A 24,010-nucleotide genomic window follows, 5' to 3' on the forward strand; every position below is an offset into this window, starting at 1 on the left:
ATGATCAGGCGCAAGATCTCGGCCATCATTGCTTGTTACAAAGACGAGCAAGCAATCCCAATCATGGCGACGCGCCTCGCCGCGACGTTCGAGAAGATCGGCTGCGACTACGAGACCATTTTCGTCAACGACGGAAGTCCCGACGACACGCAGCGCGTCCTCGAAGAGCTCACCAAGACCGACCCGCACATCAAAGGCATCACGCACAGCCGCAACTTCGGCTCTCAGGCCGCCTTCACGAGCGGTATGAAGCGCGCGACGGGGGACGCCTGCGTGCTGCTCGACGGCGATCTCCAAGATCCCCCCGAGCTCATCGAGGAGTTCCACAAGAAGTGGGTCGAGGGCTACGACGTCGTTTACGGAATCCGCACGAAGCGTGAAATGCCGCTTCTCTGGGAGCTCGCATACAAAGGCTTTTATCGCCTCTTCCAGAAGATTTCGTACATTCGCGTCCCCGTCGATGCTGGCGATTTTTCGCTGATCGATCGCAAGGTGATGAACGTGCTCGTCACGTTGCCCGAGCGCGACCGCTTCATGCGCGGGCTCCGAGCGTGGGCAGGTTTCAAACAGACGGGTGTGCCTTACGTACGACCGGAGCGCATGTTCGGGCGCTCGACGAACAACCTGCTCTCGAATTTTCGCTGGGCGAAAAAAGGGCTCTTTTCGTTCTCGTACATTCCGCTGGAGTTCATCTCGATGGCGGCGCTCGTCGTCGCGCTCCTGGCGGTGACCGCGGCGATTTTGCAAATCATCAGCCGCATTCTGGATCCTTCGGTTCCGCAGGGCGTGAGCACGATCATCGTCGTCTGCCTTTTCCTCGGCTCGATTCAGCTCTTCAGCCTCGCCTTCATCGCGGAATATCTCGCGAAGATTTTCGAAGAAGTGAAGCAGCGGCCTCATTTCATCGTGGCCAAAGTCCTCAATTTCGACGAACCGAATACCAATTCGGCGGAGAACTCCCCATGACCGCAGCACGCTCCATGCTCGTCACCGGCGGCGCCGGATTCATCGGAAGTGCCTTCGTCGAAGCCGCGCTCGCCGACGGGCACCGCGTCGTGGTGCTCGACGCGCTCACCTACGCGGGACACGAAGAGAGCGTCCCCAAACACGAGCGGTGCCGGCTTGTCGTCGGGAACATTTGCGACCGCGAACTCGTCGGAGATCTCCTTCGCACCGAGAAGATCGACGCGATCGTGAACTTCGCCGCCGAGTCGCACGTCGACCGCTCGATCGACGCGCCCGGCGACTTCGTCGACACGAACATCGTCGGCACGTTCCGCATGCTCCAGGCTTCCCTCGCACATTGGAAGTCGCTCGACACCGCGGAGCAATCGCGATTCCGATATTTGCAAATCTCGACCGACGAGGTCTACGGCGCGCTCGGTGAGACCGGCCAGTTCTCCGAGACGAGCCCCATGTCGCCGAACTCGCCTTACGCGGCTTCGAAGGCGGCCGGAGATCACCTCGTCCGTGCGTGGTACCACACGTACAAGCTGCCAACGCTCACGACGAATTGCTCGAACAATTACGGGCCTCGTCAGTTCCCGGAAAAGCTCATTCCCCGGCTCATTTCGTGCGCCCTCGCAGGTGAACCATTGCCGATTTACGGCAAAGGGCTGCAAGTCCGAGACTGGATTCACGTCGAGGATCACTCGCGCGGCGTGCTCCTCGCGCTCGAGCGCGGAACCCCCGGTCAGACGTATTGCTTTGGCGGCGCCTCGGAGCGCGCCAACATCGACGTCGCGCAACGCATCTGCGCCATCCTCGACGAGCTCCGTCCGCGCGGTGACGGCAAGAGCTACGCGAGCCAAATGCAGTTCGTGACCGACCGCCCTGGCCACGATTTCCGTTACGCGATCGACGACACGCGCGCGCGCACCGAACTCGGTTTCACGCGCCGCCACACGTTCGAGGGCGGACTCGTCGCAACCATCGAGTGGTACCTCGGCAACACCGAATGGTGCCACGCCGTCACGCGCAGGAGGCATGCATGAAGGCCATTCTTCTCGCCGGAGGAAGCGGTACACGACTCGCGCCGATCACGCGGTACGTGAGCAAGCAGCTCGTCCCCGTTTACGACAAGCCGGCGATTTATTACCCGCTGGCGACGCTGATGCTCGCGGGAATTCGCGAAATCGCGATCATCAGCACGCCGCGCGATTTGCCGATGATCGAGGGGTTGCTCGGCACCGGAGAGGAGCTCGGCCTTTCGCTGACGTACCTCGCGCAGCCGAAACCCGAGGGCATCGCGCAGGCCTTCCTCATCGCGGCGGACTTCATTGGCGACAGCCCCGTGATGCTCGTCCTCGGCGACAATATCTTCTACGGCCACCAGCTGATTCAATTGATCGAATCGGTGGTCACGCGTAATCGCGGCGCCGAGCTCTTCGCTTACCGCGTACGTGATCCCGAGCGTTACGGCGTGGTCGAGTTCGACGCCGACGGCAAAGTCCTCGGAATCGAGGAAAAGCCGCAAAAGCCCAGATCGAATTGGGCCGTACCGGGGCTCTATATTTACGACAGGAACGTCGTCGAATTGGCTCGAAGCTTGACGCCGTCGGCGCGAGGCGAGCTCGAAATCACCGATTTGAACGTGAAGTACCTCGAGCAAGGTCGCCTTTACGTCAATCCGCTCGGCCGCGGCGTCGCCTGGCTGGACGTCGGCACGTTCGACTCTCTCCTCGGTGCGTCGGTCTTCGTGCAGGCCCTGGAGCAGCGCCAAGGCCTCAAGGTCGCGTGCCTCGAGGAGATCGCCTACCATAAGCGATTCATCGACCTCGCCCAGCTCGAGCGCATCGCACAGACGTACGGCTCGAGCGACTACGGAAACTATCTCCGGCAGGTCATCGAGGAGCGATGAACGACGCGGCCTCCAAACCGTGGTGGCGGCGCGATCCGTCCGCGGTGCTGGCCGTCGCGTTCACCGCGTTCGTCCTGTACGCGATGCGCCGGCGGTTCGCCATCGGCGTCGACCTCCTCGACGAGGCCTTTTCGACGGCCCTCCCTTACCGGTTTGCGCTCGGGGATCGTCCGTTCATCGACGAAATGAACTCGGCCCAGACGGCGGGCATGCTGCTCACGCCATTCGTCTGGAGTTATCTGAAAATCACCGGATCGTCGGCGGGCATCATGGCCTTCATGCGGACGCTCTTCTTGATTTTCAAGATCGGCGTGGGGGCGACCGTGTTCTCCACGCTCCGCCGCCTCGTCGCTTGGCCGCTCGCGCTCGTCGCATCGCTCTTCTGCGTGGTGTTCGTCCCGCACTCGATTCCGAACCTCGGCTACAACGTGCTCGGGAGCGGCTTTCTGACGATGGGCTCGTTCCTCGTCGCGCGCCGCTTCCTCCCCGACGGCACGGATCGCGATGTGGGGTGGGCCGGCGTTTGCCACGGGCTTGCCACCGTCGCCTATCCGCCGTTGGGCTTGCCCGTTCTCGTGTCCACGCTCGTCCTCGTCGCAGTGGCGAAGGGTTCGCGACGGTCGACCTTCGTGCATTACGCCATTGGCGGGGCCCTCGTCGCCGGCGCGGTGCTGCCGCTCCTGCTGCGCGCCGGCTGGTCGAACCTCCACACGATGATCGCCTACGGGGTGTGGCTCGATCCTCGCCCGCCCTCGAAGCTCCATGACATCGTCGTGGGCTGGTACCGGCACGCCCCCTTCGACCTGCGCACGCTCGAGCTCGTGACGCTCGCCGCCGTGGCGCTAAAAGCTCAGCCCAAATCGGCGTTTTTGGTCTTGCCGATCTTGCTCGGCAGCCTCGTCTTCTTCTTTCCGGGCAGCGTTCTCTCGCACCTCTCGATCGTCATTTATGCGGCGCTCCTCGCGCCCGCTTTTTTGCTCCTCCTCCATCGCTCGGCGGCGGCGCGCACGATGTTCTTCGTCGTCTGGATCCCGTCCGCGGTCGCAGGCGTCGTCACGGCCTACGCGAGCACGAACGGAGAATTGAACGGGGGCATCGGCTTCTTTCCCGCGGCCGTGCTCTTCATCGTCTACGAGGCGATGGCGGTCGACGCTCTGTCGCGTGAAACGCTCGCTCGCCGACACCTCTCGCCGGTGCTCCTGGCGGGCCCCGCACTCGTCGTCGCCGTCATGCTCCAGCACTTCGAGGGCAGCATTTACCGCGACGGTCCTCAGGGTCTCACGACGATGGTTACGAGTGGACCGTTTCGTGGCCTCATGACGTCCCCCGATCGGGCGGCGTTCCTTCGAGATCTCGAAGACGTCATCAAGAGTCACGAGACGCCAGGTGGACGCCTTCTCGTTTATTATCAATTCCCCGCGGCGCACCTCTTTTCACGGATGCGCCCGGCCGGCAACACAGCCTGGCTCATGGAACAAGCCGATCAAACTGCGCTGATCGAGCATTATCGACGTCGCATGACCGGCAAAGGGATCGCCCTGAAGGTCAAGACGTACCCGGGAAGCGGAACCCCCTTCTTCTACTCGACGGTGTTGGACCGCTTCCTCGACGCGAACGAGGATCGGCTCGAGTCGTCGGCCCGTTGGTTCACGATTTACAGCGAGCGAGCGCCGGCGCAGCCGTGATCAACGGCGCGTCGTGAGGCGCACCGCGGCGAGGCCGCTCGGCCGAACGCTCAGGACTTCGGTGCCGAAGCGACGGACGATGCCGGCCCACAGCTCCTTTTCGACGGGATCGACGTCGTGCGCGAGCGTGATGTTGCCGTCCGCGGTCGACCTCGTGTCGACGAAGACGACCTCGCCCGACTTGAGGCCGTCGTCGAAGCTCAGAATGCGCTGGCGCGCCGACGGGAGCAGCAAGTCTTGAGGCAAGTAGGCGAGCGGCCAGATGCTCGCCTTGCGGGTCACGAGGAACGCTTCTACCTCGACATCCGGCGTGGAGACGAGCGCGACGCGACGCGCGTTGGGGGCGTACGTGCGCATGAGAATCACAGCATCGGCGGCGCGGCGTGACGGTGCCGGCCACGCTGGCGTCCGCTCCGTGGCTACGAAACCGAGCAACGTGTGGTCGAACTTGTGAGCGAGGTCGCTCGACGCCGAGAGCGCCAACATGGCCGCCGCGCAGGCCCCGACGAACAGAAACGATGGCCGGAACGCGCGACTGACGAGCTCCGAATCACTCGCGATGCGGATGAGCCAAAATCCACCGACGAAGAGTGCCGGCAAACAAACGTGAAACAGATTGTTTGAGTGGGAGCGCCCCAAATAATATGTGAATTGCGCAACTCCGAGCGCGCTCATCGCAAACGCGGTGGCGTACTCGAACTTCAGATCGGATTTACCGAGGGTGATCCGCCGGTATCCGAGCGCGACGATCGTCGCGATGTACGCGCCGGCGATGAGGAGCCACGGCGTCCACGGCTCGATCGGCAGACACCCGAATTCCTGCACGCTGTAGAGCCGAATGTACTCGAAGTAACGCGACCACTGCGGCCCCTCGCCGGCACGCGCAAACGTCCATGCGGCGATGACCGCGTGCCAGAGCACGATCGATAGCGCCGTGGGCACTACCCGACGGACGAACGAGCGCACGATCTGACCTCGTTCGGCGTGCGCGGCTTCGTAGACGAGCGAGCCGAAGTACGCGACGAATACGTAGACGAACGCTTCGAGGCTCCAGATCGACGTCACGCCGACGACGAGAGCCTCCGCGGCGAACAGCCACCGACGTCGCGCGGAAAACCGGCCTCGCAGCGCAATGCACCCGACGAGCAAGAATCCGGGCAAAAATCGGAGCGCGCCTGCGGACGGATAATACGATTGGAAATTGAGCTGCTCGAAGGTCGGCACGACGACCATCACGAGGAGAATGGCGGCCGAGAGCGCCGCGCTGCGCGTGACCGTGCGCATCGTCGCGTAAAGGACGGCGTATTCGGCCCACGTGAAGAGGCCTAGGAGAACCGCCAAACCCGACGGCGACGGCGACACGAAGCGTCGATCCAGGATGGCAGCGAGAAAATAAATCAGCCCGACGCCGTATTGGCAATTGACGTCGACCAAAAGCGATTTTCCCGCGCGTGCGGCCGCGGTTGGCCCCAAGAAGAAATTGTGATGATAGACGTCGACGTCCATCGCCGGATCGACGACGAGGAGCAGCACCGTCAGCAGCACGAGCGCGTCGACGGCGTAACGCGGACCACGTCGCCGCGGAAACCGAACGAGCTCTCCCCCCACGAGGCTGGAAAAGCCGAACGCCAAGGCGAGCGCCACCGTGCCGAGCGACGGAAGATTCCGCGCCGCGAACGGGAGAAGTGCCGCAAAGATTGCCAATGGCAGCACGCGCTCGATCGCCCACGAAACGTTGGACGAGAAGGTCGGCCTCGGACGAAGCGCCGCAAACACCGTGAACAGGCCCGCGTTTCCCAACCCCCAGAATGTGAGGATTTTTCCGAACAGCGGTCGAAGATCGACGTGCTCGCCAGTGTCCGTCGGCGGAAGCGCGCGCCGAAGCGTGAAGACCGCCCCCGCCCAGAACACGACTTGCGCGATCGCGAGAACGGGTCGCACGAGCGTGTCGCCATCGAAATAGCGCCGGCCCAGTCGCTCGAGGCCCCACGAACCGAAAATGCCCGCCGCCGGAACGGTCAGGCACGCCAGGACGAAGATGCGCGACTCTTCCGCTTCGGAGATACCGCCCGCGAGATAGATGCGAATCAGCCCCGTAAAGACGAATGCAGAGATCGACAACGCCGTCACGACGACGCTGACGGACGACGACGACCGAACCTTCTTTTCGGCGACCACCTTGATCTCGTGCTCGATTCCGTCGGCAGGCGGTGTCACAATATGCCTCGATGCAGATGATCTCGCGCCCCTGCCCGCTTTGCGCCGATACGGATGATTCGCGCGTCTTCGCCAAATCGAACTTCGATTTTTCGGCGTTGGATGCGTTCGCGTTCGCGTCGCGAAAGCTGCCCGAATACATGCATTATCGGCTGGTCGAATGCCCGATTTGCGACGTCCTTTATGCGAGTCCGGTCCCCACGGACTCCGAGCTCTCGCAGGCGTACCACGAAGCGGCGTTCGATAGCCGCGAGGAGGCTCGCTTTGCGGCGCAGGTCTACGGCTCGTTCCTGCCGCGCATTCGCTCGCGTCTCCCCGACACCAGGGGCGCCCTCGACATCGGCGCCGGCGACGGTGCGTTTCTGGAGGAGCTGCTCGACGCGGGCTTCACCGACGTCGTGGGCGTCGAGCCTTCGGCGGCGCCCATCGCTTCCGCGTCGCCGCGCGTTCAGCCTCTCTTGAAGCAGGGGTTCTTTCGCGCGGACGACTATGCGGCGTCGAGCTTCGCCCTCATCACCTGCTTTCAGACGCTCGAGCACTTGAGCGATCCGATCGAGATGTGCCGCGCCGCGCAGAGACTCTTGAAACCGGGCGGCGCGATGTTCGTCATCGCCCACGATCGACGCTCGCTCTCGGCGCGCGTGCTCGGGACGAAGAGCCCGATCTTCGACATCGAGCACTTGCAGCTCTTCTCGCCCGACAGCGCGCGCCAGCTCCTCGAGCGCGCGGGGTTCACGGACGTGGAGCTCGACGCCGTCGTGAACCGCTACCCGCTGCATTACTGGGCGAAGCTCTTTCCGTTCCCGAAGCCCGTGAAGCTCCCCCTCGTGCGTGCGCTGAAGCAGAGTCGCGTGGGGACGTTCCCGCTCCAGATCCCGGCAGGCAACTTGGCCGCCATCGGGTGGAAGCGCAGCGCGAACGCTTGAAGATCGAAGAAAGAGCGGCAACGGCAGGTTTCTCCCCGGGCTCCGAGCCGGCGACGCGGCTCGACCCGTCGGTAGTCCCTAAAACACAAACCGATCACGGCTCCAGTACATTCGCCGAGAGCCTACATGGTGATCGGTTTCGACGATGGTCCGTCTCATCGGACCCACCGAGGTGACTGCTCTCGACATGGTCTGCGCGGGGGCGCGCGTAGACGGCTCGTGAGCGGTCGGTTCGCGGTTACGGACGCACGCCATGCGGATGGTGGTGGAGAGCGAGGCAGCGTCCGGCGCACCGACTTGCGGTGCACACGTAGAAGATCTCGCTATCGCCGCGTGCTCATGCCTCCGCATGCATGAACAGCAGAGCTCGTGAATGCCGCGCGGGTCGGATGAGTGGATCTCCGGAGACTGCGGGCGGTGATAGGCGTGGTCAGGCTGGCTCCTCTGCTTTGGCGCCGTTCGTGGGCGCGTCGGGCAAACGTCGCACATTTGCCCACCTATTTGGGATGGAACCTCCAGTTACCGTAGAGCCATGTCTTCGTCGCCGTAACATCGGATCGAGCGGGGCCGTTTGTCCCTCTCGACCCGAAAGGCGCCCGGCATGCACGTGCTCAAAGGACATTCGACAAAACCGAACGGTCGAGAGGCGGTCGCCGAAGCTACCGAGGGGTGGAGCGTCCAGACGACGCTCGATCTGATTCTCGTTTTCAACTCGAGCGAGCAGGATCCTCACGAGGTCGCCGCCGCGTTCCGCGAGCGCTTTGGAGACACGCCGTTCGTCGGCTGCACCACCGCCGGCGAGCACCTCGGCGATGCTCACTTCACGAAAGCGCTCGTCTGCATCGGAATCTCGAGTCCGGGCATTCGCTGGGCCATCGCCGCGGCCGAGACGCTCGAACGGTTCGACGAGGAAAACGCTCGTGCGCTGAGCGACCAGCTCTTCGGCCAACTCGGTATTCAGCGCGAAGAGGTCAATCCTCAGCGCCAGTTTTGCCTGCTCCTGGTCGACGGCTTGTCTGGCAAAGAGGAGGTCCTCTGCCCGCTCATGGCCGACGCACTCGAGGGCATGCCCCTCGTCGGTGGCAGCGCGGGCGACGACCTCAAGTTCCAGCGCACGTACCTCTATCACGGCGGGATGGCGCATCCCTCCGGCGCGGTCTTCGTCCTCGCGGACTCGAAGATGCCGTTCGAGGTCATCAAGCATCAGCACTACACGACGACCACCAAGCGACTCGTCATCACCAAAGCCGACGTTCCGGCGCGACGCGTTTACGAAATGGACGGCGTCCCGGCGATTCAGGCTTATGCCGACGCCATCGGAAGACCGATATCGGCCATCAACGACGACGTCACGCTCTCGAATCCCCTCACCTTCGTCTGCAACGACGAGATCTACGTGCGCTCCATCGCACGCATCGAGCCCGACGGTTCGATGGTCTTCTTCTGCGCCATCGAAGAAGGCATGGTCCTCTCGCTCGGCGAGCACGAAGACATGACGACGGCGCTCAGGCGCGACGTCGACGGTCTCGCTCAGCGCATCAAGGGCGCCGATCTTCTGATCGGCTGCAACTGCATCCTGCGCGCACTCGAGGCGACGAAACTCGACAAGCATCCATCGCTCTCGAAGATCTTCAGCGACTTTGCCGGGAACATGATCGGATTCGATACCTACGGCGAACAACTCAACGGGTTGCACATCAATCAGACGTTCGTTGGCGTGGCCATTCGTGGCGCGGAGGCCGCACGATGAGCTCCGAGTCGGACAACGACAAGGAGAGAGAGGCCGCCAAGGCCCATGCCGCCCAACGCACCATCGAAGTCCTGAAGCAGAAGGTCTTCGACCTCTACAACAAGGGGAGCAACTCGATCCTCCACCGTCAGCTCGAATCGGCACGACGCCGCGAAGAGAACACGCGTCAGAAGCGTGAGCTCGTCGAGATGCGCGCCGCGGAGCTCAAACGCTACAGCGAGACGCTCGAAGCGGAGGTGGCGCAACGCACCGAAGCCGTCAAGACGATCCTCGACAACGTCACGTTCGGCTTTCTCGTCATCAATCGCGAGCTGACGGTGCAGCCGGAGTGCACGAAGTCGTGCCATCGGCTCTTCGGCGCCGACAAGGTCGAGGGCGAGAATCTTTGCCAGCTGCTCGGCATGAACGAGCGAGCACGACTGACGTTCGGGCTCTCCGCCGACCAGGTCTTCGAAGACGTGCTGCCCGAGGAAGCCTCGCTCGCCCAGATGGCGCGCAAGTTCCCGACCCAAGACGGACGCGTTCTCCGCATCGATGCGAGCGCCGTCCGGAGCAAGCAGGGCGACGTCACCGGCCTGCTCCTGACCATCTCGGACATGACGGCGCTCGAAGCCGCCACGAAAGAGAGCAACAACAACCGTACCCTCGTGAACATCCTCCGGCAGAAGGAGGCGTTCCGGGTCTACCTGGTCGACGCACGACACCTCATCGACAGCGCACGACGAGCGGTGGGCGCGAACGATCAAGCCGGCGCACGGCGCGCACTCCACACGCTCAAAGGCAACTCGGCGTCCTACGGTCTCGACACGCTCGTCGAAACCATTCACCACGTCGAAGAAGACCTCACGGTCAAAGCGACTCAGGTCGACGATGTCGAGCACGCGCTCCGTACCTTCATCGAGTCGAACAAGCGGGTCCTCGAGATCGAGTTCGAAGAGGTCGAACAGCGCGAAGGCTTCGCCGTCACGCACGAGCAGATGGCGCAGTTGAAGGCGCTCATCGCCTCCATCCAAGATGCTCGAGCCGCGGAACTGAATCGATGGACGGCGGAGGTGCTGCGAAAGCCCGCGGGCCTCGTCCTCGGTCCGGTCGAAGATTTCTCCCAAAAGCTCGCCACGCGGCTCGGTAAGGACGTCTCCTTCCAGCTCGTCGGCGCCGACACCACCGTGGACGTCGAGACCGTCCGCCCCGTCTTCCAGGTCATCTCGCACTTGTTGCGAAACGCCATCGACCACGGACTCGAGGCTCCCGTCGAACGGAAGGGCAAGCCGGCCACCGGCAAGCTCGAGCTCGAACTCTCGGAGACCGCGAACGCCTACGTCGTGCGTTGTTCGGACGACGGGCGCGGCATCGACCCCCACCTCGTCGGCAAGCGCGCTCTGGAGCTGGGCTTCGTCTCGGCGCAGGCGCTCTCGCAGATGGACGAGCGCAAGAAGCTGGACGTCATCTTCATCGACGGTCTTTCGACCGCCACCATCACGACGTCGATTTCGGGTCGAGGAGTAGGCATGTCGGCCGTTCGTGCAGCTGTTCAGAAAGTCGGAGGAGCGATCGACGTGCGCTCGGCGGTTGGATCAGGAACCACGTTCACCATCACCATTCCGAAATCGAGAGAGAACGGGACCGCCCCTTCGAACATGGCGGTGAGCTGATGAAGTCCCGTTCTCGTGAATTCCTCGATCGCGTCGTGCCCGCGGCGTGTGTCGACTTGTTCGGCGCCTACGGCATCACGATTCGCCCGAAGTCCGCGCCTGCCGTAGGTGGCTCCTCGCGCCCGCCCTTCGCTCCCGACGAGTGCAGCGGCGGCCTCGTCTCCTTCAGTGGCGATCTCATGAGCGGCTCGCTCCTCCTCGTCGGCTCCTTCGAGTTCCTCTCCTCGAGCCGACCGCCGGAGGTCCGCCGTCGTCCGCTCACGTCATCGTCGTCTGCCGATTGGATTCTCGTGCGAGACTGGTCGATGGAGCTCGTGAACCAGCTGCTCGGCCGCATTCGCAATCGCCTCCACGTCCACCGCGTGGCGCTCGAGACCAAGTGCCCAACCGCCGTGTCGGGGCCTTCGCTCGGCGTCGCCATGCGCTCACGGACGAGCACCCCCTTCGAGTTCGCGACGTCGACACCTGGTCAAGTCGTGTGCGTCTGGTTGGACGCAACGCTGAGTCCGAGCGTGGAGCTCGGAGCGACCGTCGACGACACCGCCACACTTCAAAAAGAGGGCGAAGTCGTCGTCTTCTGATAGCCGAAAGACTCGCAGCTGCACTCTCAGCGAGGACCGACCATGGGAATCAAGATCGCCATCGCCGACGACTCGACCATCGTTCGCCAACAAGTGGCGTATGCGCTTGCGCAGGTGGGTTACGACGTCATCGAAGCTGCCGACGGCCAGGAAGCCTTCGAACGCATTTCGGCCACGCCCAACATCAAGCTTCTGATCTGCGACGTGAACATGCCGCGCATGAACGGGCTCGAGCTTCTCGCCAAGCTCGCGGGTCCGACCAAGAGCCCGCCCTTCCCCATCGTGATGCTCACGACCGACGGTCATCCCGAGCTCATCGCGCAAGCACGCGGCCTCGGAGCCAAGGGGTGGATGGTCAAGCCGGTGCAGCCCGAGATCCTCGTCGCAACGGTGAAGAAGCTCACCGGCACCTGACGATCGCCGTCGACGCGCGCTCGTTTTCAGCGCGCGTCGCGGTGACGATTTCGAAGGCCTGCGCTCAGCGAACGGCTTCGGCGAGATACCAGCGCGCGAAGAACGGAGCGTTCACCGCGTCCTGGCCGGTACGCGCGCGTTGCGCCGACGTCATCAGAAGCGAATCGACCTTCTGGAAACCCTCGCCACAGACGAGCGGCGAAATATCCGGCGTCTTGAAGAGGAACGGCTCTCCGGCTTCGCCGGCGAAGTCGGCAACGCCGTCCGCCCCACGGGCGTGATCGACGTAATCGAAGTACACGCGACTCTCGGGGGCGAGCATCGAAGCCAAGACACGGAACGTGCTCCGGACGGCGTCTTCGGTGAGATAGGGGATGACCCCCTCCCAGATCACGATGGTCGCGAGGTCGGTCTGGAAGCCGGCCCCCTTCAAGGCCATGGCGAAATCGTCGCGTTCGAAATCACACGGAACGAACACGGAGGCGTCACGCGGATACCCCGGTACCGCTTCGAGAGCCGCCCGCTTGTAGCCCTGCGTTGCCGGGTGATCGACCTCGAAAAAGCGAACGCCGGGGCGCGCCAGACGAGCAGACCGAGTATCGAGTCCCGCGCCGAGGACCACGACCTGAGCAACGCTGCCACGTTGGATGGCTTCGTCCAACCAGGCGGTTCGCACGGCGATTCCGAGTTCCATCTCGGGAGCCACCAAGTCCCCTGCGGCCAGTAGGGCGATGCCCTCTTCTCCCACGAGATAGCTAGCCCAGGGATCGTTACAGATTGCCTGGGGTCGTTGGCTGGCGCGTGCCCGATAGGCTGCTGCGATTCGCGCGGTGCGACTCCCCCACTCGGACACTGCTTGCATGGCAGCGCGGTATGTCCAGAGATCGGCGCCCTGTCAAGGTGACTTGTGATCAGGTATGACTGCTCGATGCAGGTCGCCTTGGACGATGTCGAGCTGTTCTACGAACGCGTGGGGAACGGGCCGCCTCTTCTGACGTTGCATGGGGGGTTGGGTCTCGATCACACATACCTTCGGCCGTGGCTCGATCCACTGGCCGACAGCTTCGAGCTGATCTACTTCGATCAGCGCGGAAACGGCCGCTCTGGCGGCGCCGGCACCTTGGCTGACGCCACGCACGCCACGTGGGTCGCCGATGTGGAAGCGCTCCGTCGGAAATTGGGATTGGACAAGTTCGTCCTCTTCGGTCACTCCTACGGAAGTTTCCTCGCACTCGAATACGCGATTGCCCATCCCGAGCATCTCGCAGGGTTGGTACTTTGCGAAGTCGCGCCGAAGATCGACTACATGCCGGTAGCCTTCGCGCGCGTCCAGGAGCGCTCGCCCGAACTCTTCGCCAAGCTCATGGCGTCGTTCGCGCGCCCAGCGAAGGACGACGCGGACCTGCGCGCGATGTGGAACGAGATCCTTCCGGCCTACTTCTGGAAGTTCGACCCCGCGCTCGCCGCCAAGATGGACGCGCCGATCCAGTACCGCGCCGAGGCGTTCAATCAGTCGGCCGGCAAGTGCCTACCGACGTTCGACGTCACCAGCACGGTCTCCGGAATCAAGGTGCCCACGCTCGTTCTCGTCGGCCGCCACGACTGGCTCTTGCCGGTCGAAGAAGGCGCCAAGCGCGTGCATGACGCCGTTTCGGGCTCGCGCATGGTCGTCTTCGAAGAGAGCGGGCACTTCCCCTTCATGGAAGAGCCCGCCGCGTTCATCGACGCGATGCGCGCCTGGAAGAAGTCGATTCTCTGAGCGAGCAAGAGTGAGGAGCGCCCGCTCGGTTGCTCAGTTGACGGGGGGCCCCTTCGTTGCACTGAGCGGGCGACTGCCCGTACCACCGGCATAGCCGTAGCTGGAGTACACGTCGGTGCCCCAGACGTAGACGGCGAAGGGACCATCGCTGTTCGCTTCGTGACGTCCGTAACCGCACGTGCCGCCTGGGAACTTCTGCGGCATGCCGCGGTTCGTCAGATAGACCCACGTGAACTCGTAGTCTCCGGCGACGTCGAGCGGTTTCCAATCGGAGATCTCGCCGGCGCATTCGAGCGTGACTGGCTTGAATCCCGAGTCCGTCTTCTTCCGCACGAACGTGAGCGTGGTCTCGGGGTACGTGTGGTCGACGAAGAAGATGTAGCGATCGAGGAATTGGGCCGACGGAACCGCGTTGACGAAGTCGGGGTCGCCCATCGCCGGACCGTTGGTCGAGTTCGCGATCCCCAACCCGCCCGTCATGAACATGCCCGCGTAGAACGGGTGCTGGTCGTCCTGCGAGCGCACGGACATCAAATCGTTCGCCACGAACGTGACGACCTGACCTGCTTCGAGCGTTTCGGGCGCGCCGCCGAAGGGAGCCGGATCGTAGGTGAGCTTGGTCCCGTTGACCGCGCCAACGAGGCGCCACGGAACCGTCTCGCGCGCCGAGGTCATGCCGACTGCCCCGGCGCCGGTACGAGGGCGGTATGGAACGAGCGCGTACTCACTTCCCCACTGAGAGACCGGCGCGATCTGCTGCTGGGTGACGTCGCAAGCCGACGTGACCATGAACGTGCACTCCGAGCCGCCGAACAGGCCGATCGGCTTGTTGGCCTGGATGGGACTACCGCTCGTGTCGGCCTTCTGGGTGATTTGAAGAACCTCGCCCTTGTTGATGGTCCAGGTCTGCGTCTGGCCTTCTCCGATACCGGTGATGCCGCCGCCGCCGAGGATGTCCACGTTCGGCCGCATGCGAACTTCGGTACCGTCTTCGGCGCCGATGATCTGCACGGTCGGGTTGCTGGTGGCCCACGTGCTCACCGCAACGTAGTTCGTGTCCCATGACGAGATGGGCAGGAGCATGGTGGCAGTTGGCGTGTGGGTGACCGCGCCGCCGTAAGGCCAGATCGAATAGGCGCTGACGGGAATATCACTCGAAATCTGGAATGCCTTCGTCCGCGCCGTCTTGTGGGCAATCGGATCTTTGCGAAGCGCGGGGACGATACCGCTCGGACAGCCAATGAAGTCGTAGGTGTTCGGCGCGTCGTTGCCCGAGAGGAACACGAGCGCGACCTTCCCCGGCGAAACAGGCCCCGTCACCGGGGTGTACACGACCTTCGTGCCTTGCATGTCCGCGTAGTAGGTCGAGGCACTGATATCGAGCGGCTCGCCCCCATAGGAAGCGGAGAGCGTCGCCTCCTTGTCCCAGACGTTGGCGACCATGGCGACGAAGCACGACCCCTGGGCGCCGCTCGTTTGGTCCGGCGGGAGCGTCGCGAACTCGCACCCGATCGAGCCCTTCGAGAGCTTCGCGCTATCGCACGCGGCGACGCACGAGGTGGTGCCACATCCTTGATCGGGCGGACACGCGTCGGAGGCCGTGTCGGAACCGTCGCAATGATGGGTGACGATCCGCTTGAGGTCGCGTGAGCAGCTCTGCGTCTCCTGGCACACCGTCGCAGCCGAGCTGCCGTCTCCCGCGTCGTTGTCGACGAGAGGAGGCGTCACGGGGTCGGAGAAGCCAGTATTGCTGCTACTGCACGCGACGACCGAGGCGGCGACGCCCGACGCGAGAAAGGCGATACCGAAAAACGTAAGGATCTGCATCGTAGGCCTCACTCGAAGACGACGGTCACGGGCGTCGGATGCGGGTCTGAATCGGTCGTGCCCTGCCCGAGCTCTCCATTTGCATTGCCACCCCAACACTCGACCTTGCCGCCCTGAACGAGCGCGCACGTCGCGTTCGTGCTGGTCGCGACCACCACGGCGTGATCCACGAACGCGGAGGCCAGTCCGAAGCGACCTTCGAAGTCGCTCGTTGCTCCGCGCCCGAGCTGACCGACCTTGTTGTCACCGCAGCACTGGATGGTGCCGTCGGTCATGCGCGCGCACGTGCGGTTCGGTGAGAGGGCAAGTTGCTGCGGGAATGCAGGGTCCTTGGGAAGAATGCCCGCGAGCCGCGGCAAACGCTCGCTATCGGGTACGCCCGTCCCGAGAACGCCGAGCGCGTTGCTGCCCCAGCAGAGAACGCGACCACCGGCAATCGCGCACTGATGCACGTTCCCGCTCCCGCTCCCGCTCGTCGCGAGGCTCGTGACGGAGAGCAGCGCCGGCAAAGAGGTCGGGATCGGCGTTCCCTCGTTGGTACCGAGCGACGAATCACGGCCGGAGGGGCGACCCCACCCGATGACGCCACCGGCCTTGGTCATCGCAAAGATGGATTTGTCGCTCCCCGTGACGTTCGTGACCTCGGCCTGCTTCATGTCGGCGAGCGCCGGATCACCGTAGTAGTTGGTATATCCAGGCCGCGCGAGCTGGAAGGTGTCGTTCGAGCCCCAGCAGTAGAGCTTTCCGTCTTTGGCGGTGGCGCAAGCGCCCTGCTGGATCACGTCGACGCGCGCGACGTCGACGTCGAGGGCGACGGGCGCGGGCGTCGGATGGGGATTCTGATCTCGCGTATACGGAGTTGTCAGACCGAGCTGCGCATAACCATTTTCGCCCCAGCACTGCAAGCGCGATTGGGAATCGACCACGCAGGTGACGTTGCTCGAGGAAGCGATACTGATCTGTTTGACGCCCGTGAGCCCGACGACGGCCGACGGAGTCGCTCCGGCATCGGCGACCGCGGCGTCACCGCGGCCGAGCGAGCCCTTCGTGTCGGTGCCCCAGCAGCGAACGGTGCCGTCGCTCACGAGCGCACAGAAATGCTTGTCGCCGGCGACGAGCTGCGTGACGCAAGGCGTGACGGAACACGTCACGGCTTCGGCGGAGGCGTCGTATTCGATCGGGGCGATCGCATCCGCATCATCGGTCGGAGACGCATCCTCGACGCCTGCGTCGGGGTTGGACGATGGCGGTAGCGATGCCTCGGGCGTCGACGAGTCGGTTTCCTCGACGAACACTTCTCGCTCGTCGCTGCTCGAGCAGGCGACGATAGCCGCCGCGGAGGCGAACATCGACGACGCAAGGAGAAGGAACACACGATTGCGGATCATGGGCGGATGCTCCTCACGGATTGGACGGCGCCGTCTTGTGGAGCGCGAGGTTTGCGCCGACGACCCACACGTCATCGGGCCCCGAAGCCAGGATGTCGTAGACGGTCTGCTGCACGGGCGTGACGTCGTCGACGGCCGCTCGCGCGACGTGCCAGGCCGTTCCGTCCCAGTGACGAAGGCGACCAAGCGGCCCCGCAGCCCACAGATCGTTCGGCCCCGTGCCTCCGACGACGGAGAGCGAGCGATCGGCGAACCCTGTCTCGGCAGCGGCATGCTGGGTCCACGCGAACGTGGCGCCGTCGTCGGTGCTCACGCCTTGGTGGTAATAGGCGTATCCGCTCGAGTTGGTGGTGAAGTTGACGATGAATACCGACTCTCGCGAGAACGAGAGACCGAAGGTGTCGTTGCGCGGCTTGTCTGTGGTGGTGGGCTGCGCCGTGCTCCACGCGTAGCCGCCAGCGCCGTCGGGGCGGCGATGAATGACCTGACCGGCCTGCGTGTACGAGTTCACGGCGCCCCTGGCGCTCACCCAGATGTCGCCAGTACCGGTTCCCCAGATCTTCTCGAAGTGCGCTTTGAACGCGGTCGATGCGGAGTCGACGAGCCAGCCCGTTCCGATGGCGGCAGCATCTCCAGCATCCCCCGCGTCGCCGTCTCCCGGGAGACCGTCCGGGCCCACGTAATGCAAAATGTAACTCGGGTCGGACGCGCTCACACGCTGAGGCATCGATGCGGTCGCCCAGACGTCCGTGGCGCTCGTTCCCCAGAGCGAGCGAATCGTCAGCGGTGCCGCCACCTGCGTCCATTCGAGCGTGGCCGGGCTCGTTCCCGTTCCGTGATACAGCACGCCGGGAACGACAGCGTTGGTCGGCGAGGTCGGGCCCCCGCCGACCCAGATGTCCGTCGGGCTGCTTCCCCAGATGGCATAGAGAGGAACGCCCGCGGCGAACGATTGCACCCATGCCGTGCCGTCCCAGCGCAGCACGTTGCCCTTTTCGCTCACCGTCCAGACGACGCCCGAAGCATCTTTCCAGAGGTTGCGTAGCGTTTGCCCGTCGGGCACGTCGACATGGCACCAGCCTTCGTCGGTGCACGTGCGCATAGGCTTCGCCGCGTCGACGTCGGCATCGGCATCGATCGAGGCGTCGCTGCCCGCATCGTCGAGTGACACCGCGGCGTCCGACATCGGAATCGGCGTCGAAGGTGCCGCGTCGGGCTGGCTCGAGAGCTCCGGCGTGGACTCGTCGCTCCCCTCACTGCAGGCGACGGCGGCAGGCACGACAGCTGCCGCGAGCGCTGCCCATCGAAACATTCGTGTGGCGTTCAAGGCGTCGCTCCTTGCGCGTTGGCTTTGGGGCCCGTGAAGTGGATGACGACGCCGCTGCCAACGGCCCAGACGTCGTTCGGACCGCTGCCCCAGACGCCGGTGAGCGAGGGCCGGTTGCCCGGCGCGAAAGCCGCGGACGACGTTCGCCACGTAGCTCCGTCCCAGTGAATGAGCGTGGCATGCTCGCCGACGGCCCAGATATCGCTCTCGCTCGAACCCCACACGCCGCGAAGGTTTTCCTGCGTTGGAGAGGACACGGGAATCCATTGCCCGCTCTCGTCCGTGTAATGGCGAATCGTGCCGTAATCGCCTACGGCCCATAGGTCACCAGCTTTGCTGCCCCAGATCCCGTAGAGCGCCCCGAGACACTGCGTGTCGATCTCTTGGACTCCCGGGCCGCCGTTCACGGAATTGGTTCCACCGATGCGAGCGCCGAACGGCAAGCCGTTCTGTCCCTTGTTGCCGACGATCCACACGTCATCGGGGCCGCTGCCCCAGATCCCGCGAATCGTCGTGAACGTGGAGCCGTCGATTCCCGTTGCCCAGCCCGGTCCACCGTCGATCTGGGTGGTCTGCCACCCCGATTCGTACCATCTGCCGTTTGCGTGCTGGGCGTAGGTCGCGGCGCCGCCGACCCAGACCTTGTCCGGCGACGACCCCCAGATAGCGTTCGTCGTGACGGCCGTCTGCCCCGTCATGTCGGCGACAGGAACGGCCGACGTCCACTGCGCAGTGCCGTTCACGAAGCCATTCGAACGGAAGATCTGATCGGGCGCGCTAACGACCCAAATGTCCCCCGGGCCCGCGCCCCAGATCGCGCGAAGCGACGCGTGCGTCGGGGCGGGGACAGCGGCCCACGCCTTGCCATCCCAGTGAAGGACGCTGCCGAAGGCGCCCGCAACCCAGACGTCGTTCGCGCTGCTTCCCCAGACGCTCGAGAGCCCGAGCCCCTGCGGGTGGTTCGTCTTCTCCGGGCACCACTCGAAGTCGTCGCACGAGATCGACGTCACGAGCGGGCAATCGACCGTGTTGCCTTCGCATCCCGCGTCGCTCGCGTCGTTGACGTCCTGCGTGTCCGCGTCGTCGACCGTCATGGCAGGGATGGCGGCATCCGCCTGGGTCGGCGGAGCCGTCGCCTCGTCGTTGCTCGCGCAGTTGGCCATCACCGCGACGAGCGCAGAGACACCGAGCAGGCCTGCACTTCGAAGGACGAGCGCGCTCATTTCGTCACCGGTCCCGCGTCGCATTCGCGCATGAGGCACGCACCGGCCACGCATGGCTGGCCTGCCGCCGTATTGCATTGATTGTTGCACGAGCCGCAGTGGAGGCCGTCGATGAGCAGGTTGGTTTCACACCCGTTGGACGCGTCGCCGTCGCAATCCCCCCAACCAGGAGGACATTCGAATTCGCAGAATCCCTTCTTGCAGGAGGCGGCGTAGCTCCCCTTACTCGGACACGAATACCCGCATGCACCGCAGTTGCGCGGGTCGTTCAGAAGATCGACGCACGTCGCCTCGCCCGCGCCGTTCCTGCACAACGTCTCGAGCGGCTCGCACCCGCAACCGACGGCGTCGCCGCGTTTCAGGCACTCCTGATCGGGTGGGCACACGTTCCCGCACGTACCGCAGTTGTTGCGGTCGGTCTGGATGGCGACCTCACAACCATCGTGGTCGTTGATGATGCCGTTGCAGTCCGCCCAGCCTTTCGAACACGTCAGCTGGGCGCATTTGCCCATCTGGCAGCGATATTCCATATTCGGCGGCGGCGGGCCGGCGTCGGTGCCCTGGCACTGGTTCCCGCAGGCACCGCAGTTCGTGTCGTCGACGGAGAGATCGACGCACTGACCGTTGCACCACGTCTTTCCGTCTGGGCAACCGCACTTGCCGCTGATGCATCGCCGTCCGCCGTCGGATTCGACGGGACACACGATCCCGCAACCACCGCAGTTGTCGGGGTTGTTCGCAAGGTTGGTCTCACACCCGTCGTCGACGAGGCCGTTGCAATCCTGGAATTGCGAAGTGCCGCTCGACACGCACTGACGCGCGCACGCTCCGTCCACGCACCTCGTTTCCATGTTCATCTCTGGAAACGTGCTCGAGGCAGGACACTTGTTGCCGCACGCGCCGCAGTTGTCCTTGTCGGAGAGCAAGTTCGTCTGGCAGGCGTAGACGGTGCCGAAACCACCGGCCGCGGCGCACGTGGCGTACGGAGCCGGGCACTCCGTCGCCATGCACATCTCCGGTTTGAGGAGCGGCGTTTGCGCATCCGCGGCCTCGCCCGCATCGGGCGGCGGCGTAAACGTCGCCTGTGTCGGCGCGCTGGCGTCCCCGTTTTCGCCCGATCCGATGGCGATACGTTCTTCGCCGTTCGAGCAGGCAAACGTCACCGCGAGCATGGTGCCGAAAGCGCCGAGCCACGCACGACGCAACGTCGAACGCGTGGAACCGGTTGTGGGCAAGCGATCCATCATCGCCTTCACTCCATTTCGAAATTGCCGAGCGAACGCCGGCGAAAGATGCCTATCGAGTCGCCGCTACGGCTTCACGAACACCGCCGAACGAACCCTCTGCGCGTAGGGAGACGCAGGCCGCTCGGCGAGAAAACGGGTGGCTTTGGACTGCGCCTCGTCGGTTCGTCCGAGGGCCGCGAGCGCTTGGATTTCGAGCGCGTCGATCTCGTCCTGGAAATTGCCCTTGGGGAAACGACGGCGGTACGCCTGAACACGCTCGAGCGTGAGGGCCGGCTGGCGTTCGACGAACGATGCGCGCGTGACGTCGACGGCGCGGAGCTCGTCTTCGAGCGTAGGCGTTCCTTGCTGTGCACCAGGAGCTGCGCTCGCGGCCCCCTGGAGACGGCGCTCGATACGAGGAGCAGCAGCGACGGAAGGCGCACTTGGCAATGCCGTCACGTCGATGCTGGCCATCGGCGCTTCAGCCACGACAGTCGGGCCATTCGCCATTTCGACGGCTGCCGCGGGTGCATTCGCCGCGATCGCCGGAACACTCTTTTCCGAAGCGCCCGGCGACGACGGGGCGAACGCATGGACGCCGCCGAGAATGCCGATGGCGCCCACGACCATGAGCAACATGCCCGACCACTTGCCGGCACGAAAGCCGCGCGGCGCTTGGCGCGGAGTGGCGGCGACGGTGGAGAGAATGCGTGCCTTGGCTTCCGCCGAGCGAGTCGGTGCTTCGGAAGCTGCTGCGCGCAAGAGCGCCGCTGCACGCGGAGAGACGGAGCCCTCGACGAGACGTTTCATCGCGAAAGCGCCTCCTCCGCGTGGGTGTCGCCCTCGGTTCGCGCCAGGAAGATCTCGCGGGCCTTGCGCAGGCGCGAGGCGACCGTGCCGGGCGGAATGTCGAGGGTCTCTGCGATTTCGGACATCGTGAACTGCTCGAGCTCGAACAAGACGAAGACGGCCCTCAGGGTTTCGGGCATGTCCTCGAGGATGGCGTGGAGCTGCGCGAGGGCTTCGGCGGTCTCGGCACTCTGCTCGGGCGTACGCTCGTCGAGCATGCCGAATTCGAGCACCGCGTCGTCGCTCACCTCGCGACGGCGCTGGGTGCTCCGGCGCATGTGGGAAGCGACGAACATGCACGTGCGGAAGAGAAACCCGAGCTCGTGCTTGATCTCGTGGACGCGGTCGGCGGCGACCAGGAAGACCTCCTGGACGACGTCGTCCAGATCCGCGGATCGCACCCCCAGACGCCGAGCGCTTCGCCAGACGAAGTCGTAGTGGTCGTTGACGAGGCGCTCGATGTGCACCTTTGTACGCATGTCCGCCGCGCGCTCCCGCGTCGGGGTCGACGACGAGGGCGTCACGAGAGCCTTCTCTGCGCGCCCCAGCAGGAGGGGGTCGGCGATGTGCTCGACGGACGGCATTTCCGTCTAGAACCCGGAAACGCAGAAACTGATCGAGGCGACTCCAAAATTTTCCCCACGCCGAACACGCCCAGGTTTTTTCCCTAGAAAAGGCGTGCCCAGATGCGAAAACCTACGCCCGCCGTGATGGCCACCGACGGTATGCGATAAACGGTACGCTCTGGTTCGGCGACGAAGAAGCTGGCGCGTGTGAGCGGAAAAAGAACGCCCACCTCCGCCTCGAGCGAGAGCCAGTCGAGCAGGAGCCAGCCCGGCCGTAGGGTTGCGCTCGGGGCGTACCAGGCGGTGGTGGTCCCCCGGCACGTGGCAGGTCGCGCGTGGTCGCACGCAGCCACCCGAGGTCGAGCCCGGCGCAGGCCCCCACCGTCAGCGGAACACGTTCGATGAGCGCACAGGCCTCGGGCCGAAACGTCTCGAAGCGAACCGTCGCCACCCCGCCATGGGGAGGACGATCGACGAGCTCGGCAAAGCCCCAAGACACACGTAGCTCAGGCGCAAGCCGAGTTCCGGGACCGAGCCGCGCCACCTCGGCATGAACGCGAGCTCCCCACGCCGACGACGGGTTGAAGATCGCATTCGCGCTCACGCCCGATCCCCAATACCAGTGCTGACGAGGACCTCCGCCCACGGCCGGCGCCGTGACCGGCAACGGGGCGGGCCTTCGCGACGTCGGCGGCGCCTCGACGACGGGAGGCGTCTCGACCACGGCGGACGAGGGCGGCGCCTCCTCCTCGCGCTGGCGCTCCGCCGGATCGAGAGCAATCGCCACGAACACGGCGAGCGCGGTGCTCACGACGTCGCAGGTCGGGCCGCCGATCTCGCGCGTGCTGAGACGCGTCCCCTTTCGCTCGACGTCGAGCCGCCCGCGGTATCCGCCGGCAACGCGCTCGATGCGAACGTCGAAGGATCGGTCGTCGGCGGCCGACCATCCCCTCGGGGCACGCTCTCGAATGGCGCTCAGAAGCACATCACGACGCGGGCACTCGCTGGGCGCATGGTAGCGAAGATCGAGCTCGTTCCCGGTCTCCGGCGCCGCTTGAGCGCGAGCGCGGGCGCCCTGCAAAACAAGCGCGCCGAACACGAGCACGCCGACTCCGCGCTGTGTCAGGGCCCGCACCATTCCGGCCCGTCACAGTACCCCGAGGACCGCCCCCCGCGAAGCGCTCACCGCTCACCGCGCTTCGAGTCGATGGATCACGTCGGAGCAGCGTCGGTCGCTCTCCGCGAAGGTCGGGACGGCGCCACTGCACGTGAAGCCAACGACCGCGCCAGCCTTCTTCGCGACCCAGAGCTTGTTGCGCACCGGACCGGTCGGCCCGATCATGGAGAACGAGAGCGTCTTCCAATCGAGCCCCGCGAACGAGTCGTCGTCCCAGCGGATGCTCTCGAGCGCTCCCCACTTCTGGCGCTTCTGATCGAGCATTCGATCGAGCGTGGATTCGAGGTTCACGTCGTGCTCGTCGGGGGCGAGGCCGTAGCCACCGAGCACGGTGTTCGTGTCTTTCTGCTGGAAGAGGAAGTCGCTCCCGGGCTGTGCGGGAACGTCGAGGCGCATCCAGATCTCGGGCAGCGACATCTCGAGCTTCAGCGCCTTCGACACGACGCGACGCCCATCGACGTGGAACGACGGATCCGTGGATGCGGATGCGCTCGATCCGCGCGCGGCCCCCAAGACGGAGGCCAGGACGCTGAGCGCCGCGACTCCGACGCCGACCGCGCCGACCACCTTCCAGCTTCGCACG

At 64.7% G+C, this 24,010-nt stretch carries 21 protein-coding genes; 10 read left to right on the forward strand and 11 right to left on the reverse strand.

Annotated elements, in window-relative coordinates; all coding sequences use genetic code 11:
• Genes AKJ09_RS06810 through AKJ09_RS06825 form a run of 4 tightly spaced genes read left to right on the forward strand, consistent with a single transcriptional unit; the run spans window position 1 to window position 4,545 of the window.
• Window positions 1-966, forward strand: a complete 966-nt coding sequence (locus tag AKJ09_RS06810) for a glycosyltransferase family 2 protein (RefSeq protein WP_146646375.1) — start codon at window positions 1-3, stop codon at window positions 964-966.
• Window positions 963-1,994: a dTDP-glucose 4,6-dehydratase gene (gene rfbB, locus AKJ09_RS06815; RefSeq protein ID WP_146646376.1), complete on the forward strand. Its 1,032-nt coding sequence runs from the start codon at window positions 963-965 to the stop codon at window positions 1,992-1,994. The genes AKJ09_RS06810 and rfbB overlap by 4 nt, the downstream gene beginning before the upstream one ends.
• Window positions 1,991-2,860: a glucose-1-phosphate thymidylyltransferase RfbA gene (gene rfbA, locus AKJ09_RS06820; RefSeq protein ID WP_146646377.1), complete on the forward strand. Its 870-nt coding sequence runs from the start codon at window positions 1,991-1,993 to the stop codon at window positions 2,858-2,860. Before rfbB ends, rfbA begins: the two co-directional genes overlap by 4 nt.
• Window positions 2,857-4,545: a hypothetical protein gene (locus tag AKJ09_RS06825; RefSeq protein ID WP_146646378.1), complete on the forward strand. Its 1,689-nt coding sequence runs from the start codon at window positions 2,857-2,859 to the stop codon at window positions 4,543-4,545. Before rfbA ends, AKJ09_RS06825 begins: the two co-directional genes overlap by 4 nt.
• Here the strand turns inward: AKJ09_RS06825 and AKJ09_RS06830 are convergent, their stop codons facing one another.
• Window positions 4,546-6,762 carry a hypothetical protein gene (locus AKJ09_RS06830; RefSeq protein ID WP_146646379.1) on the reverse strand — a complete coding sequence of 739 codons (2,217 nt, stop codon included), beginning with the start codon at window positions 6,760-6,762 and terminating at the stop codon, window positions 4,546-4,548.
• Window positions 6,763-6,773: 11 nt separating this feature from the next.
• On the opposite strand from AKJ09_RS06830, the gene AKJ09_RS06835 reads away from it, so the two are divergent.
• From AKJ09_RS06835 to AKJ09_RS06855, 5 genes are all read left to right on the forward strand, one after another.
• Window positions 6,774-7,688, forward strand: a complete 915-nt coding sequence (locus AKJ09_RS06835) for a class I SAM-dependent methyltransferase (protein WP_146646380.1) — start codon at window positions 6,774-6,776, stop codon at window positions 7,686-7,688.
• A 601-nt stretch (window positions 7,689-8,289) separates the two neighbouring features.
• On the forward strand, window positions 8,290-9,438 hold the full coding sequence (locus tag AKJ09_RS06840) for an FIST N-terminal domain-containing protein (RefSeq protein ID WP_146646381.1): 1,149 nt from the start codon (window positions 8,290-8,292) through the stop codon (window positions 9,436-9,438).
• Window positions 9,435-11,090 carry an ATP-binding protein gene (locus AKJ09_RS06845; protein WP_146646382.1) on the forward strand — a complete coding sequence of 552 codons (1,656 nt, stop codon included), beginning with the start codon at window positions 9,435-9,437 and terminating at the stop codon, window positions 11,088-11,090. Before AKJ09_RS06840 ends, AKJ09_RS06845 begins: the two co-directional genes overlap by 4 nt.
• A complete protein-coding gene (locus AKJ09_RS06850) occupies window positions 11,090-11,671 on the forward strand; it encodes a hypothetical protein (protein ID WP_146646383.1) in 582 nt (193 codons plus the stop codon). Before AKJ09_RS06845 ends, AKJ09_RS06850 begins: the two co-directional genes overlap by 1 nt.
• Before the next feature lie 42 nt (window positions 11,672-11,713).
• Window positions 11,714-12,085, forward strand: coding sequence for a response regulator (locus AKJ09_RS06855; protein WP_146646384.1), 372 nt, complete (start codon window positions 11,714-11,716; stop codon window positions 12,083-12,085).
• 64 nt (window positions 12,086-12,149) lie between these two features.
• Here AKJ09_RS06855 and AKJ09_RS06860 read toward each other — a convergent pair whose 3' ends face one another.
• Entirely contained in the window at window positions 12,150-12,947 is a 798-nt protein-coding gene (locus AKJ09_RS06860; RefSeq protein WP_146646385.1) for a class I SAM-dependent methyltransferase, read from the reverse strand.
• Window positions 12,948-13,013: 66 nt separating this feature from the next.
• Here AKJ09_RS06860 and AKJ09_RS06865 point away from each other — a divergent pair, with 66 nt between their 5' ends.
• Window positions 13,014-13,844 carry an alpha/beta fold hydrolase gene (locus AKJ09_RS06865; RefSeq protein WP_146646386.1) on the forward strand — a complete coding sequence of 277 codons (831 nt, stop codon included), beginning with the start codon at window positions 13,014-13,016 and terminating at the stop codon, window positions 13,842-13,844.
• Between the two features lie 33 nt (window positions 13,845-13,877).
• Here the strand turns inward: AKJ09_RS06865 and AKJ09_RS06870 are convergent, their stop codons facing one another.
• From AKJ09_RS06870 to AKJ09_RS06905, 9 genes are all read right to left on the reverse strand, one after another.
• Window positions 13,878-15,671 (reverse strand): IgGFc-binding protein, encoded by a 1,794-nt coding sequence (locus tag AKJ09_RS06870; protein WP_146646387.1) that lies wholly within the window; start codon window positions 15,669-15,671, stop codon window positions 13,878-13,880.
• Window positions 15,672-15,679: 8 nt separating this feature from the next.
• The gene (locus AKJ09_RS06875) at window positions 15,680-17,059 is read right to left on the reverse strand and encodes an RCC1 domain-containing protein (protein ID WP_169927325.1); all 1,380 of its coding nucleotides are present in this window, start codon (window positions 17,057-17,059) and stop codon (window positions 15,680-15,682) included.
• A gap of 13 nt (window positions 17,060-17,072) precedes the next feature.
• A complete protein-coding gene (locus tag AKJ09_RS52740) occupies window positions 17,073-18,386 on the reverse strand; it encodes a hypothetical protein (protein WP_169927326.1) in 1,314 nt (437 codons plus the stop codon).
• A complete protein-coding gene (locus tag AKJ09_RS06880) occupies window positions 18,383-19,609 on the reverse strand; it encodes a WD40/YVTN/BNR-like repeat-containing protein (protein WP_146646389.1) in 1,227 nt (408 codons plus the stop codon). Before AKJ09_RS06880 ends, AKJ09_RS52740 begins: the two co-directional genes overlap by 4 nt.
• Window positions 19,606-20,856: a hypothetical protein gene (locus tag AKJ09_RS06885; RefSeq protein WP_146646390.1), complete on the reverse strand. Its 1,251-nt coding sequence runs from the start codon at window positions 20,854-20,856 to the stop codon at window positions 19,606-19,608. The genes AKJ09_RS06880 and AKJ09_RS06885 overlap by 4 nt, the downstream gene beginning before the upstream one ends.
• 63 nt (window positions 20,857-20,919) lie before the next feature.
• Entirely contained in the window at window positions 20,920-21,645 is a 726-nt protein-coding gene (locus AKJ09_RS06890; RefSeq protein WP_146646391.1) for a hypothetical protein, read from the reverse strand.
• Entirely contained in the window at window positions 21,642-22,268 is a 627-nt protein-coding gene (locus tag AKJ09_RS06895; RefSeq protein ID WP_146646392.1) for an RNA polymerase sigma factor, read from the reverse strand. Before AKJ09_RS06895 ends, AKJ09_RS06890 begins: the two co-directional genes overlap by 4 nt.
• 112 nt (window positions 22,269-22,380) lie before the next feature.
• Window positions 22,381-23,388, reverse strand: a complete 1,008-nt coding sequence (locus tag AKJ09_RS06900) for a hypothetical protein (RefSeq protein ID WP_146646393.1) — start codon at window positions 23,386-23,388, stop codon at window positions 22,381-22,383.
• A gap of 51 nt (window positions 23,389-23,439) precedes the next feature.
• Window positions 23,440-24,009 carry a hypothetical protein gene (locus AKJ09_RS06905; RefSeq protein ID WP_146646394.1) on the reverse strand — a complete coding sequence of 190 codons (570 nt, stop codon included), beginning with the start codon at window positions 24,007-24,009 and terminating at the stop codon, window positions 23,440-23,442.
• Between the last annotated feature and the right edge of the window lies 1 nt (window position 24,010).

This window comes from Labilithrix luteola (genome assembly GCF_001263205.1).
GTDB classification, from domain to species: domain Bacteria; phylum Myxococcota_A; class Polyangia; order Polyangiales; family Polyangiaceae; genus Labilithrix; species Labilithrix luteola.

Coding starts and splice junctions, on each gene's coding strand:
- AKJ09_RS06810 (WP_146646375.1), top strand. CDS start 1: ATGATCAGGCGCAAGATCTCGGCCATCATTGCTTGTTACAAAGACGAG.
- rfbB (WP_146646376.1), top strand. CDS start 963: ATGACCGCAGCACGCTCCATGCTCGTCACCGGCGGCGCCGGATTCATC.
- rfbA (WP_146646377.1), top strand. CDS start 1,991: ATGAAGGCCATTCTTCTCGCCGGAGGAAGCGGTACACGACTCGCGCCG.
- AKJ09_RS06825 (WP_146646378.1), top strand. CDS start 2,857: ATGAACGACGCGGCCTCCAAACCGTGGTGGCGGCGCGATCCGTCCGCG.
- AKJ09_RS06835 (WP_146646380.1), top strand. CDS start 6,774: ATGCAGATGATCTCGCGCCCCTGCCCGCTTTGCGCCGATACGGATGAT.
- AKJ09_RS06840 (WP_146646381.1), top strand. CDS start 8,290: ATGCACGTGCTCAAAGGACATTCGACAAAACCGAACGGTCGAGAGGCG.
- AKJ09_RS06845 (WP_146646382.1), top strand. CDS start 9,435: ATGAGCTCCGAGTCGGACAACGACAAGGAGAGAGAGGCCGCCAAGGCC.
- AKJ09_RS06850 (WP_146646383.1), top strand. CDS start 11,090: ATGAAGTCCCGTTCTCGTGAATTCCTCGATCGCGTCGTGCCCGCGGCG.
- AKJ09_RS06855 (WP_146646384.1), top strand. CDS start 11,714: ATGGGAATCAAGATCGCCATCGCCGACGACTCGACCATCGTTCGCCAA.
- AKJ09_RS06860 (WP_146646385.1), bottom strand. CDS start 12,947: ATGCAAGCAGTGTCCGAGTGGGGGAGTCGCACCGCGCGAATCGCAGCA.
- AKJ09_RS06865 (WP_146646386.1), top strand. CDS start 13,014: ATGCAGGTCGCCTTGGACGATGTCGAGCTGTTCTACGAACGCGTGGGG.
- AKJ09_RS06870 (WP_146646387.1), bottom strand. CDS start 15,671: ATGCAGATCCTTACGTTTTTCGGTATCGCCTTTCTCGCGTCGGGCGTC.
- AKJ09_RS06875 (WP_169927325.1), bottom strand. CDS start 17,059: ATGATCCGCAATCGTGTGTTCCTTCTCCTTGCGTCGTCGATGTTCGCC.
- AKJ09_RS06880 (WP_146646389.1), bottom strand. CDS start 19,609: ATGAGCGCGCTCGTCCTTCGAAGTGCAGGCCTGCTCGGTGTCTCTGCG.
- AKJ09_RS06885 (WP_146646390.1), bottom strand. CDS start 20,856: ATGATGGATCGCTTGCCCACAACCGGTTCCACGCGTTCGACGTTGCGT.
- AKJ09_RS06890 (WP_146646391.1), bottom strand. CDS start 21,645: ATGAAACGTCTCGTCGAGGGCTCCGTCTCTCCGCGTGCAGCGGCGCTC.
- AKJ09_RS06895 (WP_146646392.1), bottom strand. CDS start 22,268: ATGCCGTCCGTCGAGCACATCGCCGACCCCCTCCTGCTGGGGCGCGCA.
- AKJ09_RS06900 (WP_146646393.1), bottom strand. CDS start 23,388: ATGGTGCGGGCCCTGACACAGCGCGGAGTCGGCGTGCTCGTGTTCGGC.